Consider the following 362-nt stretch of genomic DNA (forward strand, 5'->3'; position numbering starts at 1 on the left):
TGGCCTTGCCCGCAAATCGTGGACACTTGCTTAGTTCTTCAGGCGGCTTCCTGAATTCCTTGTGACTGTCCTTCTGCCTGGTGACGGAGGGATTCCTCGTATTCCACTGGCGGGATCATCCCAACAGCGGAGTGCAGCCGACGGCGGTTATAGACCTTCTCGATCCAGCAGGCTACCCCGCTGCGAGCCTGGGCTCGGGTCGCCCATGAGCGCCGGTAGTAGAACTCGGTCTTCAGCTTAGAAAACACATTCTCGGCCATAGAGTTATCAAAACAGACCCCCGTCCTACCCACCGACTGGCTAATCCCCAAGGTGGAGCAGACCTTGTGGGTGTCCTCAGAGGTGTACTGCACCCCGCGGTC

Annotated in this window: 1 protein-coding gene; it reads right to left on the minus strand. The window is 58.3% G+C overall.

Annotated features, from left to right (window positions below):
- Nucleotides 1–38 precede the first annotated feature (38 nt).
- A partial coding sequence (locus tag FEF27_RS13230; protein WP_138171339.1) for an integrase core domain-containing protein occupies nucleotides 39–362 on the minus strand: 324 nt, incomplete at its 5' end.

It is taken from the genome of Nesterenkonia sphaerica (assembly GCF_005771565.1).
In the GTDB taxonomy this organism is placed as follows: Bacteria; Actinomycetota; Actinomycetes; order Actinomycetales; family Micrococcaceae; genus Nesterenkonia; species Nesterenkonia sphaerica.